Annotated in this window: 13 protein-coding genes; 6 read left to right on the forward strand and 7 right to left on the reverse strand. The window is 63.4% G+C overall.

Annotated features, from left to right (window positions below):
* Positions 1-71 precede the first annotated feature (71 nt).
* Positions 72-461: a DUF983 domain-containing protein gene (locus CK222_RS20455; protein ID WP_245322256.1), complete on the forward strand. Its 390-nt coding sequence runs from the start codon at positions 72-74 to the stop codon at positions 459-461.
* 27 nt (positions 462-488) lie between these two features.
* Here the strand turns inward: CK222_RS20455 and CK222_RS20460 are convergent, their stop codons facing one another.
* On the reverse strand, positions 489-1,046 hold the full coding sequence (locus tag CK222_RS20460; RefSeq protein ID WP_095801612.1) for a GNAT family N-acetyltransferase: 558 nt from the start codon (positions 1,044-1,046) through the stop codon (positions 489-491).
* A 51-nt stretch (positions 1,047-1,097) separates the two neighbouring features.
* Positions 1,098-1,808, reverse strand: coding sequence for a DNA helicase (locus CK222_RS20465; RefSeq protein WP_095801613.1), 711 nt, complete (start codon positions 1,806-1,808; stop codon positions 1,098-1,100).
* A 291-nt stretch (positions 1,809-2,099) separates the two neighbouring features.
* Between CK222_RS20465 and CK222_RS20470 the strand changes: the two genes are divergently transcribed.
* Positions 2,100-3,089 carry a hypothetical protein gene (locus CK222_RS20470; protein WP_095801614.1) on the forward strand — a complete coding sequence of 330 codons (990 nt, stop codon included), beginning with the start codon at positions 2,100-2,102 and terminating at the stop codon, positions 3,087-3,089.
* A gap of 9 nt (positions 3,090-3,098) precedes the next feature.
* Here the strand turns inward: CK222_RS20470 and CK222_RS20475 are convergent, their stop codons facing one another.
* Positions 3,099-3,548 (reverse strand): GatB/YqeY domain-containing protein, encoded by a 450-nt coding sequence (locus CK222_RS20475; RefSeq protein ID WP_067326768.1) that lies wholly within the window; start codon positions 3,546-3,548, stop codon positions 3,099-3,101.
* Between the two features lie 269 nt (positions 3,549-3,817).
* Here CK222_RS20475 and carA point away from each other — a divergent pair, with 269 nt between their 5' ends.
* The gene (gene carA / locus CK222_RS20480; RefSeq protein ID WP_095801615.1) at positions 3,818-5,020 is read left to right on the forward strand and encodes a glutamine-hydrolyzing carbamoyl-phosphate synthase small subunit; all 1,203 of its coding nucleotides are present in this window, start codon (positions 3,818-3,820) and stop codon (positions 5,018-5,020) included.
* 189 nt (positions 5,021-5,209) lie between these two features.
* Here carA and CK222_RS20485 read toward each other — a convergent pair whose 3' ends face one another.
* The 3 genes from CK222_RS20485 to mntR all read right to left on the reverse strand — a co-directional run bounded on the left by CK222_RS20485 (position 5,210) and on the right by mntR (position 8,355).
* Complete coding sequence (locus CK222_RS20485) at positions 5,210-6,478, reverse strand: TCR/Tet family MFS transporter (protein WP_095801616.1); 1,269 nt, start codon at positions 6,476-6,478, stop codon at positions 5,210-5,212.
* Between the two features lie 144 nt (positions 6,479-6,622).
* Entirely contained in the window at positions 6,623-7,537 is a 915-nt protein-coding gene (locus CK222_RS20490; RefSeq protein ID WP_095801617.1) for a neutral zinc metallopeptidase, read from the reverse strand.
* A gap of 365 nt (positions 7,538-7,902) precedes the next feature.
* Positions 7,903-8,355, reverse strand: coding sequence for a manganese-binding transcriptional regulator MntR (mntR, locus tag CK222_RS20495; protein WP_066994948.1), 453 nt, complete (start codon positions 8,353-8,355; stop codon positions 7,903-7,905).
* A 228-nt stretch (positions 8,356-8,583) separates the two neighbouring features.
* Here mntR and CK222_RS20500 point away from each other — a divergent pair, with 228 nt between their 5' ends.
* The 3 genes from CK222_RS20500 (at position 8,584) to CK222_RS20510 (ending at position 11,569) form a co-directional block, all read left to right on the forward strand.
* Positions 8,584-9,933 (forward strand): Nramp family divalent metal transporter, encoded by a 1,350-nt coding sequence (locus tag CK222_RS20500; protein ID WP_095801618.1) that lies wholly within the window; start codon positions 8,584-8,586, stop codon positions 9,931-9,933.
* Between the two features lie 45 nt (positions 9,934-9,978).
* Positions 9,979-10,821, forward strand: coding sequence for a methyltransferase domain-containing protein (locus tag CK222_RS20505; protein ID WP_095801619.1), 843 nt, complete (start codon positions 9,979-9,981; stop codon positions 10,819-10,821).
* Between the two features lie 97 nt (positions 10,822-10,918).
* A complete protein-coding gene (locus CK222_RS20510) occupies positions 10,919-11,569 on the forward strand; it encodes a dihydrofolate reductase family protein (RefSeq protein ID WP_095801620.1) in 651 nt (216 codons plus the stop codon).
* Between the two features lie 49 nt (positions 11,570-11,618).
* Here CK222_RS20510 and CK222_RS20515 read toward each other — a convergent pair whose 3' ends face one another.
* Positions 11,619-12,485 (reverse strand): LysR substrate-binding domain-containing protein, encoded by an 867-nt coding sequence (locus CK222_RS20515; protein WP_095801621.1) that lies wholly within the window; start codon positions 12,483-12,485, stop codon positions 11,619-11,621.
* Positions 12,486-12,530: the final 45 nt, after the last annotated feature.

A 12,530-nucleotide genomic window follows, 5' to 3' on the forward strand; every position in this document is an offset into this window, starting at 1 on the left:
GCATACAATAATCATATTAGTATGTATGCGTGACCTCAAGGCCGATCGAATGCATGCGAGGTCCTGGAGTGATGACCATGCACGACGCGCACTATCCCCACCTCGAGCCCTGGCGGGTCGGCATCCGCGGGCGATGCCCGCGTTGCGGAGAGGGCCGGCTGTTCGACGGATTTCTGAAGCTGGCGCCGAAATGCGAAGTCTGCGGGCTCGACTATTCTTTTGCCGATCCGGCCGACGGACCCGCCTTCTTCGTCATCTGCTTTGCCTGCGTGCCCTCCGTCCTGTTCGCCGTCTGGGCGCAGGTGACGTTCGAGCCATCCATGTGGTTCCACGCCTTCGTTTCGGTGCCGATCATCCTTGCGACCTGCATTCCGCCGCTCAGGCCGCTGAAAGGCTGGCTTGTCGCGAGCCAGTTCTACTACAAGGCCGCAGAAGGAAGACTGGCCAGGCCCGGCGAATAAGGTTCTCAAGTTCGCTTGCCTTGAGACCTAAAGGTCGATCCGGTACTTGAGGCTCTCCGCGCCACCATAGGCGGCGACTTTGGCGAACCGCCCGACGAGAATGCCGCCATTGGCGAGCACCACCTTCTGGGATGCAAGATTGTCGAGATCGGTGGTGATCTCGACATAGTCGAGACCGACCGCCCTTGCCTCGTGAAGCATCAGCCGCAGCGCTTCGGTGGCATAGCCGCGCCCCTTCTTCCATGGCATCACGGCATAGCCAATGTGGCCGAGCACGTGCGGCGGCAGCGCCGACGTGCCCTTCTGCCAGCGAAGCCCGATCGAGCCGGCGGCCTCGCCGTCCCAGATCCAGCGCCGGAAGCCCGGCAGGCGCGGCACTGTCGTGCCGTCCGGCAGCGCGATCGGCGACCCTTTCGCCTCGGGGTCGTCCAGGTCGGCGAGAAATGCCACCGGATCTTCTTCAATGGCCTCAAGCTGCTCGCGCGTAGCCTCCAGCAGCCGCACATTGTCCGGCGACCAGCCGCGCTCCAGCGCCGCCTTGTAGGATGGCAGATGCTCGAGCGCCGGTTTGACGATTTCGACCATGAAGCCGTGTCCTTTGCGAGATCGGAGGCATAGCCCCGGTCAGGATCGCCCTCAAGCTGACTGAAAGCGGATTTCGCCCTTGTTGAGGAAGCACATCTTGTCGAAGAGCGATAAATCGAGTGGGTTCGGCAGCCGGACATCGTCAAGGTCCGGAAACGGCTTCCTGGACGCATCGTATGACCGGTCGACCTGGGAGATGAAGACCAGCACCAGCCCGCGTTCCCGGGCAAACGATCTCAAGGCGCGTATCTGGACCATGAGCTCGGGATCCTCGCGCTTCTGGTCGAGCAGTTGCAGATAGTCGATCACCGCCAGCGTGCCGCGCGGCGCCGACCCCAACTCCTCGATGATGTAGGTGGCGCTGATGGCGTCGGAATTGTCGAACTCGAACAGATGGTCAAAAACGGCAGGGTCGACGCCGATGTCGCGGAACCGGTCGAGGATGTCGGCATGCATGCATTCCAGGGTGAAGAATACGGCGCGACTGCCCTGCTTCATGGCCGCCACGGCGAGTTCGAGGCTCATCAGCGTCTTGCCCTGACCCGGCCGGGCCGCCACGAGGACCATGTCGCCGGGTATCAGTTGCGCCAGCAGCCTCCCGGCGGGTGCGGCCTCGGCGGCTTTCGCCGCAAGCAGGCTCCAGCTGCCAAAGCCTTCCTTGAAGGCCATGCGGTCAAGCGCCTCATGAAGGGGAACATTTTCCTTGCGCGACAGCAACCTCGCCTGGCGCTTCAGATGATAGACGGGTGCGGAAAGCCGCATCGAAAAACCTCCTATTGCGAGCAGTCTTCGCAATCCCTCCTTATGCCGATGCTCGACAGTCGGTTTAGCGATCGAATGCCCTGCATGAACGATGCTTTCCCAACGGAGGGAGGAGGCGTGGGCGCGCCGGAATCAGATAGTAGCCAACTTCTTGCCCGTCGAAAATCGCAGATGCGCCAGCTTCGGCAGAGCGCACTAGACAAGAAGTGTTTCGCCCATCGGCGCTATGCTCTTATGATTGGCGCAGGTGATTCACCACAAGCGATACCAGTTCGAGGGGGGATTAATCCGGTGCGGTTGATATCTGTTCCGCTTGGTGCCGCCGTCCTCTTCGTCCTCGCCGCTCTGACGGCATCGGTCGGCTCGTTCGCGGCGTTGCGCCCATCGAACATTCCGGACTGGCTGCAGCGTCATGTCGGCGACAACGAAGGTCAGATCTCGCAGGTCGTGCTGGAGCGGGCGCGCGCCCTCTACCAGAAGAAGGTCAGAGAAGGTTCGGTCAGCAATCCCTGCTACTTCGCCATGGATGCGACGCGGCCCGGCGACCTGGGCAACAGTGTGCTTGGCCAACGCTACTATATCATCTGCGAGGCCAAGCAGCTCTTTCGAGCGGTTTCTTCGGGCCATGGCGGCGGCCGCAATCTCAAAGGCGTTGCCGATTTCTCCAATGGCAGGCGTTGCGCGAAAAACTTCGGCAACGCGATGGATTCGGAGCTGACGGCAGGCGGAGCCTACATGACCGCCGAGACCAAGACGTCCTTCAAGGGCTATTATCGCGTCGGTGCGCAGAACGCGGTGTTCATGCGTACCTTCATCCAGTTCGATGGCGAAGGCGAAGCGGCGAACGCCAGGCAGCGCGTGATCGGCGGCCATCCGGCAGCCTTGCTCAGGGGCATGTGCCTGCGGAAAGAGCCGAACAGCTCCTACGCCGACCATGACGGCTTCGTCCCGTTCGGCAAGCTGGTGAATTATGCCGGCGGCCGCAGCAATGGCTGCACCAGCTGGTCGCCGGCCGATGCCGAGCAGATCATCCCGTTGGTGAAGAACAACCCGACGACGCTCTATATCTATCCTGAATCGCGCGACATCGCCGCTGTGGCGCGCGCAAAGGCCGCCGGCCAAGCGCTGTCGGCTGCGGGCGTCTATTGGAACGCATCCTGCCTGAAGGAAATCGGCTCTCCGAAGTTCTGGCCGAAGAAGACCCTCGAGCCGATCATCGCGCAGTACAAGAAGGACCATCCGGCGCCGCCGCCGCAGCCGGTGCCGATCTGCAAGAACTGAGCCGGTCTTCTACTGGAGCAGCCCCTTGATGATGGCGCTCGCCTTGGCGAAATCCATCTGGCCGGCATATTTCTGCTTCAGGGCGCCGATCACCTTGCCCATGTCCTTCTGGCTGGCGGCACCCGTCGCCGCGATCGCCTCGCGCGCCGCCGCCGTGATCGCCACATCGTCGAGCTGTGCCGGCAGGAACTCGCGGATGATCTCCATCTCGCCGCGCTCCTGCGCCGCCAGTTCCGGCCGCCTGCCGTCCTCGAAGGCTTTGGCCGATTCCTCGCGCTGCTTCACCATCTTGGAGAGGATCTGCAGGATCTCTTCCTCGCTCGCCGCCGGCTTGCCCGCGCCGCGATTGGCGATGTCGCGGTCGTGGATGGCGGCCTGGATCAGCCTGAGCGTCGGCAGCCGATGCTTGTCCTGTGCCTTCATCGCGCTCTTCATGGATTCGGCGATTTTCTCGCGCATGATGCTTCTCCTTCGATCGCGGCGGACAATAGCTTCGCCGGACGCTCAAGGCAAATCCAGGCAAACCGTTGATTTTGCTCGGCGAAATAAATCCATTCCGCTCGGAGGAAGCGTCATTGACCGCTTTGCCGCCATCCCCTATGTACTGAGCCTCGCATGAACTGAAACTTTGGTTGCGCGCAGGCTCGCGAATTCGCCGCCGCGCGTCGTTTGCTGCGCGGGTCGTCCCTCCAACGGGATGATCCGGAACAGCCTCTAGGAGTGCCGCCATGGCCACGACCGCCCCCTGGGCCACCGAAAAGCCGACCGCCCTTCTCGTGCTCGCCGACGGCACGGTGATCGAAGGCCGCGGCCTCGGCGCCACCGGATCGGCGGTCGCCGAAGTCTGCTTCAACACCGCCCTGACCGGCTACGAAGAGATCCTTACCGACCCCTCCTATGCCGGCCAGATCGTCACCTTCACCTTCCCGCATATCGGCAATGTCGGCACCAACAGCGAGGATATCGAGGATTTGCATCCAGCTGCCCGCGCGGGTGCCGTCGGCGCGATCTTCAAGGCCAATGTCACCGACCCCTCCAACTACCGGGCGGCCGGGCATCTCGACCAATGGTTGAAGAGGCGCGGCATCATCGCGCTCTCGGGGATCGACACTCGCGCTCTCACCGTGCTGATCCGCGAGAAAGGCATGCCCAACGCCGTGATCGCCCATGCACCGGATGGCGTTTTCGACCTCGACGACCTGAAGCGGCGCGCCGCCGCCTGGTCGGGCCTTATCGGGCTGGACCTCGCCAAGGAGGTCACCTCGGGCCAATCCTCGGTCTGGCGCGAGACGCCCTGGGCCTGGAACAAAGGCTTCGGCGAGCAGGACGAGTCGTCGCTGCATGTCGTGGCCATCGATTATGGCGTCAAGCGAAACATACTGCGCCTGCTTGCGGGCCTCGGCGCCAAGGTCACCGTCGTGCCGGCAAAAACCGGCGCGGAAGAGATCCTGGCCATGCAGCCGGACGGCATCTTCCTGTCCAACGGTCCCGGCGACCCGGAAGCGACGGGCAAATATGCCGTGCCGGTCATCCAGGACCTGCTGAAAAGCGATCTCCCGGTGTTCGGCATCTGCCTCGGCCACCAGATGCTGGCGCTGGCGCTCGGCGGCAAGACCGAGAAGATGCATCAGGGCCATCACGGCGCCAACCATCCGGTGAAGGACCACACAACCGGCAAGGTCGAGATCGTCTCGATGAACCATGGCTTCGCCGTCGACGCCGACTCGCTGCCCGAAGGCGTCGAGGAAACCCACGTCTCGCTGTTCGACGGCTCGAATTGCGGCATCGCGCTGACCGGCCGGCCGGTGTTCTCGGTCCAGCACCATCCCGAGGCCTCGCCCGGGCCGCAGGATTCGCACTATCTCTTCCGCCGCTTCGTCAATCTCATTCGCGAGCGGCGCGGCGCGCCGGCCCTGGCCGAGGGCGCCTAGCTCAAAGCGCAACCCACTCCAAGGCGTATTGAGATTCGGGCCAGGCCGGGCCGGAGTCGAAGACGGGCGCGAAGCGACCAAACTGGCCGGGTTCAGAGAACCGGAGCGGATCGTATTTTTTGGTCGTGCGCACTGGAAGCGCAGGAAACAGTCATTTACAGGCCAGCACCACCTGAATATCAACACGCCTTAAGCCGCGTCGGTCACCGCTTCCTGCGCGTGCATGCGCTCGACCTCCTTCGGTGTCGGCTTGGCGACCTTCGTCACGAAGACGATCACCGCCAATGTCAGGAAAACCGCGCCGAGCACATAGGGCGCGCCGCCGAACTCAACCGGCGCGCTTGGGCCGGTGAACCAGGAAAAGATCGCCGTATAAAGCAGCGGCGTGATGATCGAGGTGATCGAGAAGATCGAGGTCATCGCGCCCTGCAATTCGCCTTGCGCCGAAGGCGGCACCTTGGCGGCCGCAAGGCTCCTCAATGGCGGGTCGGCGAGCGCTTCCAGGCAGCCGGCGACGATCACCGCGTAGATCATCCAGCCCTGCGTCGCAAACGCGTAGCCAAAGGCGCTGAGCGCGGTGAAGGTCAGGCCGATCGCCGCGGTCCTCCACTCGCCGAGCTTCGGGATGACACGCGGCAGCACCGTCGCCATGACGATCGCGCCGCATAGACCGAAGGCGCCGAGCGAGAAGCCGATCTGCTGCTCATTCCAGCCATAACGGTAGCTTGAAACGAAGGACCAGACCGCCGGATACATCATGTGGCCGAGCGTCATCAGGAAGAAGACCAGCCCGATCCAGCCTATGCCGGGATAGTTGCGCATCTGGATCAGCGTGCCAACCGGATTGGCACGTTTCCATTCGAAGCGGCGACGATGCTGCTCGTCCAGCGTCTCCGGCAGCAAGAACATCGCGATGAGGAAGTTCACGAAGGCGAGCCCGGCTGCGAAATAGAACGGCACGCGCGGCCCGAATGTGCCGAGCAGTCCGCCGAGCACCGGACCGATGACGAAGCCGACGCCGAAGGCAATGCCGAGCAGGCCGAAATTCTTGGCCCTGTTCTCGTCGTTCGAGATGTCGGCGATGAAGGCCGACGTCGTCGAATAGCTGGCGCCCGAAATGCCGGCGAGCACGCGTCCGATGAACAGCATCGGATAGGACCAGGCGATGGCGCAGATCAGATTATCGATGGAGAAGGTGAGCACCGAGGCAAGCAGGATCGGCCGCCGCCCGAAACGGTCGCTTAAGCCGCCGATGACAGGCGCGAAGAAGAACTGCATCGCCGCATAGACGAAGAACAGCCAGCCGCCCTCGATAGCCGCCTCGCTTACGCCGGCGCCGGTCAGCTCCTGCAGATAGGCCGGCAGCACCGGCATGATGATGCCGAAGCCGATGACGTCGAGCAGCAGCGTCGTGAAAACGAGCGCAAGGCCCCGCTTGGCGGTCTTGGGGTCGATCATGGTGACAAGCTCCTCGGCCGCCTTGGACGGGAGGCTCTTATAGGCGAGCCAGCCGGCCGGAACAATAAGCGAACGACCGCAACTGCCTCATCCTGACATCAGTTCCCGGCAGCCCGCCGCGGTGCCGCAGCCCTGCGTCGCTGTTCAGACCGGATTGTTGAATGTATCGCAGTCCGAAAGCTTGCCGCTCTTGTAGCCGCGCGCCAGCCAGGTCTGCCGCTGCGCCGACGTGCCGTGGTTGAAGCTTTCCGGAACCACATAGCCCTGCATTTTTTTCTGCAGCGTGTCGTCGCCGATCTGCTTGGCGGCATTCAGCGCGCTTTCCATGTCGCCCTGCTCCAGAATGCCCTTCTGCGCGGTATAGTGCGCCCAGACACCGGCGAAGCAGTCGGCCTGAAGCTCGACCCGGACCGACATCTGATTGGCCTCGGCCTCGCCCATGCCCTGCCGCATCTGGTTGAATTTCGACATGATGCCGGTGAGGTTCTGCACGTGATGGCCGACCTCATGCGCGATCACGTAGGCGCGGGCGAATTCACCCGAGGCGCCGAACTGCTGGTCGAGCTGCTGGAAGAAGGTCATGTCGAGATAGACCTTGTGATCGCCCGGGCAATAGAACGGTCCCGCCGCCGAAGAGGCAAAGCCGCAAGCCGACCGGATCTGGCTGCTGAACAGCACCAGCTTTGGGTCCTCGTAGGTAAGGCCATTGGCCTTGAAGATACCGCTCCATGTGTCCTCGGTCTCGGCGAGCACGGTCGCCACGAACTGTTTCATCTCGTCCGAGGCGGGCGCGCCGCTGTCCGGCGAACTGCTGTCTTCGGTAATCTGGCCGCCGCCGCCCGGCACGAGGCCACCACCTTCACCCAGGATCTGCGATGGATCGAAGCCGAAATACCATCCGGCGAGAACCACCAGAATGACGAAGATGATGCTGCCGCCGCCGCCCGCTCGCCCCCCGATCGGAACGCGGAACTGCCGCGGACTGTCACCGCCGAACCCGCCGCTGTCGCTGCGCTCGTCCTCGATATTGTCGCTCTGACGGCGGCCTCTCCAAAGCATGGCAACTTCCTCGCAATGCAGATGTTCTGGAAGGTCCGGCCTATGACCGCCCCCTTCAGACAATTATCGCAACGGTCACGCCGAGTCACAGCATTTTTGCTGACCAAAAGACCGCGCGTCCGGCTCCAGATGGGATGAAATCAGAGCTTTTGCTTCGAGCCGGTTTCGGCCTCGGTCTTGCGCTCGTCACGAGCCGCCGCGTGTCTCAACCCTTTGGCCGCTGGCTTGCCCTTCGTGGTCGGTGCCTGTTCAACGCCCGTCGCTTCCTCCGTTCCACGCGATCATCGCGCAACGTCAGGAGCAACGTGCGTACCGTTCGGCGGTTCCAGCGACTCGTCGGTCCAGAAGTTTAACGCTGGCGGGGCTCAGCGTGTCGTCATCGCCCTGCGAAATGCATCCAGCGTCTCGGCGCTGACATGGTGCTCGATGCCCTCGGCATCGATCCGTGCCGTCTCGGCGCTGACACCGAGCGAGCGCAGGAAGGCTTCGACAGTCTCGTGACGGATGCGGCTCTCCTGCGCCACCTTGCGACCGGCGTCCGTGAGAAACACCCCGCGATAGGGTTTCCTGGACACCAGCCCGTCGGCGCAGAGCCTTGTCAGCATTTTTGCCACGGTGGGTTGCGCGACGCCAAGCCTGGCCGCGATATCGACCTGACGGGCCTCGTTTCCGTCCTCGATCAGATCGGCGATCAGCTCGACATAGTCCTCGACAAGCGCGCTGCGACGCGCTTCGCGGGTCTGACGGAACCCTTCCGAATGGATTTCGGCATCAGGAAGCGGCTTTTCGCGTCGAACTGGTCTGTTCCTCAGCGCCAATACGCGCTCCTTCATGGCTGAATCGGCTCCGCACTCATAGCACGGACCGTGGTGCCCTGGCCGTTTATTTGCATTCCCGGGTCGGCGCAACCCGGCGTTTGCTGCTGCACGCGGCGCCCTATCGGCGTGCATCACAAGAGCTTGAACAATGAAGTATAGCCTGTTGCATAATGTTCAGCCTTAGCATACATAGTGGCGATCCTCGATACCCTTCCAGCGGACCCCCCGATGTCAGAAGCAGTGTCCCGTCCCTCGTGGCAATTTGCCCGCTCCGATGAGACTGAGCAGCCCAGTCTGCGCGAGGTCAATGCCTCGATCAGGGTGCCCGACACCGGTCTCTGGTTCCGCCGCCTGTTCGCCTTCATGGGTCCCGGCTATATGGTCTCGGTCGGCTATATGGACCCGGGCAACTGGGCGACAGACCTCGCCGGCGGCGCCCAGTTCGGCTACACGCTGCTTTTCATCATCATGCTGTCGAACCTGATGGCGATCCTGTTGCAGGCACTGGCCGCCCGCCTCGGCATCGCCACCGGCCGCGACCTCGCGCAGGCCTGTCGCGCCTATTATCCGCGTCCGGTAAATTTCCTGCTCTGGATCGCCTGCGAACTGGCGATCATCGCCTGCGACCTCGCCGAGGTGATCGGCACGGCGATTGCGCTGCAGCTCCTGTTCGGCATCCCGCTGATCGGCGGCGCCGTCCTCACCGCGCTGGACGCCTTCCTTGTGCTGCTGCTCATGAACAGGGGCTTCCGTTATCTCGAGGCGTTCGTCGTCGCGCTCCTGATCATCATCTTTGGCTGCTTCGCCATCCAGATCTTCGTCGCCGCCCCGCCCGCAGGCACAATCCTGCATTCGATGTTCGTGCCGTCGTCCCAGATCGTCACCAACCCGACGATGCTCTACATCGCCATCGGCATCATCGGCGCCACCGTGATGCCGCACAATCTCTACCTGCACTCCTCGATCGTGCAGACCCGCGCCTATGAGCGCACCGATGCCGGCAAGCGCGACGCCATCAAATGGGCGACCACGGACTCGACCATCGCGCTGATCCTGGCGCTGTTTGTCAACGCGTCCATCCTGATCGTCGCGGCAGTGGCCTTCCACGGCACCGGGCACCAGGATGTCGCCGAGATCGGTCAGGCTTTCGAATTGCTGTCGCCGCTGTTGGGCTTGAGCATTGCCTCGATCCTGTTCGCGGTCGCGCTGCTCGCCTCCGGGCTCAACTCGACGGTCACCGCCACGCTTGCCGGCCAGATCGTGATGGAAGGCTTCCTGCGTCTGCGCATTCCGCAATGGGCGCGCCGCCTGCTGACGCGCGGCCTTGCCATCGTCCCCGTCGTGATCGTCACCGCGCTCTACGGCGAAAAGGGCACGGCCCAGCTCCTGGTCTTCAGCCAGGTCATCCTGTCGATGCAGTTGCCCTTCGCCGTTGTGCCGCTGGTGCAGTTCGTCTCGGATAAGAAGAAGATGGGCAGTTTCGCCATCTCGCGCGGCGTCGCCGCACTCGCCTGGGTAGTCGCGGCGATCATCCTGGTGCTCAACTTCAAGCTGCTCTTCGACACTTTTGCCGGCTGAGTTCGAGCCGCGACATCCCGGCCGGCCGCGCTATCTTCTGAAAGCATGACCGTTTCGGACGACGCCCGAAAATTCTACGCCAAACTGATGGCCGCGCATGCGCGCTCCGCCGATCCCCGCATCGAGGAGGCGTTCGCCTCCGTGCCGCGCGAGGCCTTTCTCGGCCCTGGACCTTGGACAGTCTTTGCCGGCGACGGAGCGTTCAAAACCCCGACTGCCGATCCAAGCTACATCTACCAGAACGTGCTGGTGGTGCTCGATGCCGACAAGGGCATCAACAACGGCGAACCGGTTCTGCACGCCATGTGGATCGGCAAGGTCGAACCGAAACCCGGCGAAGCCGTCACCCATATCGGCGCCGGCACCGGCTACTATACCGCGCTGCTGGCAAGGCTGGTCGAGCCCGGCGGCAGCGTCACCGCCTTCGAGATCGAAGCGGATCTCGCCGCGCAAGCCAAGGTGAACCTCGCGGCCTATGGCAATGTCGAGGTCGTTGCCGGCGACGCTGTCGCCGGCCCGCTGCCGCCCTCCGACATCATCTATGTCAATGCTGCCGTCATTGCCCCGCCCCCTGCGTGGCTGAGGGCGCTCAGGCCCGGCGGCCGGCTGATCTTCCCCTGGCGGCCGGCGCAGCGTATCGGCCTCGCCGTGCTGGTCGCCCGCATGCAGGCGGGGTTCGCCTGCCGGCCCTTCATGGGTTCCTGGTTCATCCCTTGCGTCGGCGCCTCCCTCGCCGGCCCGGACGCAAAAGTGCCAACCCGCGAACGCGCCAGCCGCACGCGCTCGATCTGGCTGACCGAAGACAAGGCGCCCGATCGAACCGCCACCGCTGTGTTCGGCGATGTCTGGTTTTCGTCCCGCGCCATGCGCGCCGACAGCGAACGATAGAAATCTGCGGGAGTCTGTGTCGGAACGCAGGCTCGTCGCCCGTCCTTAGGCCGAAATCCGGCCGCGACGGCACGGATCACGAAAAGGGAGGAGACAGATGCGCAAGATCATCGCCGCCACATTCGTCAGCCTCGACGGGGTCATGCAGGCGCCGGGCGGCCCGGAAGAAGACCCGGTCGGCGGCTTTCAATTCGGCGGCTGGACCTTCCATTACTTTGACGAGGTGGCGGGCGAGGCAATGGACGAATTGTTCTCCAAGCCCTTCGCCCTGCTGCTCGGTCGCAGAACCTATGACATCTTCGCCGCGTACTGGCCGTATCAGAAAGATCCGATCGCAGATGCCTTCAACCCGGCGACCAAATATGTCGCGACGCATCGGCCGGATAGCCTGACCTGGCAGAGCACGCAGCCGCTTGGACCAGATGTCGTTGCCAGGCTCAGACAGCTCAAGCAGGAAGACGGACCCGATCTGCTCATCCAGGGTTCGGGCAATCTGATCCAGACCCTGCTCGCCAATGGGCTGATCGACGAGATCCGGTTGATGATCTTCCCGCTGTTGCTGGGCAAGGGCAAGCGCCTGTTCGGCGATGACGCGATGCCCGCCGCCTTCAAGCTCATCAAGTCGCAAACCACCAGCACGGGTGTCATCATGGCGGCCTATGAACGTGGCGGCGACGTCAAGACCGGATCTTTTGCGACAGAGCAGCCTTCGGAAGCCGAGCTCGAACGGCGCAAGAACTGGAAGTAGCGCCAAGTTCCTCGCCCCCAAAGCGGGGGCGGGGAACGAAAGGTGTCGCTCACGCTGCCCGGCGATGCCGCACCAGACCCTCGCGGATATGAGTGGCGAATGCCTCTGCCGTCCGCGTCACTGCATGCTTCGGCAGGTGCAGGTTGACGGAAAAATTCGGCAGCGCCGGTAAGTCGGCGTCGGACAGGATGTCGAGGTCGGCCGGAACCGTCGAGGCGAGCCAGGTGGTCACCGCAAGGTCCGACCGTACCGTTGCCATCGTTGCGTCGATGTTGCCGTTCTCGAACACGGTGCGCCAATCGAGCCCGTGCGTGCCGAGCGCCGCCAGCACCGCGGGACGGAAGGCGCAGCTATCCGCGACCATGGAGACCGGCAAAGGCCGCTTCAGGCGCGCCGAGCCGCCTCTGGCACCGACCCAGACCAGCCGGTCGACCACCAGGCACTCGCCGGCCGTCGGACCGGCCCGCTCCTCGATGACGGCAAGGTCGATCGTCCCTGCCGCCAGCGCCGCCGCGAGTTCCGGCGAAGAGGCGCAGACCAGCGAAATGTCCACCTGCGGATAGGCTTCAGCGTAGGTTTTCAAAACAGGTTGCAGCAATGTGCCGACAAGATCGTAGGGCACGCCGATCCGCACCCCGCCGGCGACCGCCTTGCCGCTTATCTCCGCCAGGATCTCGTCATTGAGCCGCAAGAGACGCCGGCCCTTGTCGAGCAGCCGTTCGCCCGAACGCGTCAGTCTCAAGCCGCGGCGGTCGCGCTCGAACAACGTCCGGCCAAGGATCTCCTCCAGCCGCTTGATCTGCTGGCTGACGGCGCCCTGGGTCAGATTGAGGGCGTTGGCCGCGGCCGTCATGCTGGCTTTGTCGGCCGTCGTCACGAAGGTGCGGACAAGTGTGGTGTCGAGATCGCGGAACATCGCTGCATTATAATCACTAATGCAGACCATATCAAACATTGCATT

Origin of the sequence: Mesorhizobium sp. WSM3866, from assembly GCF_002294795.1 — a bacterium.
Lineage (GTDB): Bacteria > Pseudomonadota > Alphaproteobacteria > Rhizobiales > Rhizobiaceae > Mesorhizobium.